Genomic DNA, 355 nt, shown 5'->3' with positions numbered 1-355 from the left:
CTTGCCTTTCCATTGCGTCCCCGAGCTCTCGAATGGCATCAGCCGCGGCAGATGCTGGTCGCTGAACGGCGCCGAGCCGCCATCGACGAGGAAGACGACCGGTGCTTCGAGACCCTTGGCGGCGTGCACGGTCATGACGCGGACCTCGTCGCGCGTCTGGTCCATCTCGCGCTTGATCTCGGGGCCGGCATTTTCCAGTGTCGACAGGAAGGATTCCAGCCCCGGCAGTCCGGTGCGTTCCTCGGCCAGGCAGAAGCTCAGGAATTCGTCGAGGATATCGCCGGCCTCGGGTCCCAGCCGCGCCGTCATCTTGCGGCGCAGGCCGTCGCGCGCCAACGCGGCGGCGTAGAATTCG

1 protein-coding gene is annotated in these 355 nt (G+C 66.8%); it reads right to left on the bottom strand.

From position 1 onward, the window contains the following. A partial coding sequence (locus EN874_RS32580; protein WP_281061464.1) for a 3'-5' exonuclease occupies positions 1-355 on the bottom strand: 355 nt, incomplete at both ends.

It is taken from the genome of Mesorhizobium sp. M1D.F.Ca.ET.231.01.1.1 (genome assembly GCF_003999155.2).
Lineage (GTDB): Bacteria > Pseudomonadota > Alphaproteobacteria > Rhizobiales > Rhizobiaceae > Mesorhizobium.
Note: the sequence above shows the minus strand (reverse complement) of the source record. Positions and strands in the feature narration are given on the sequence as shown.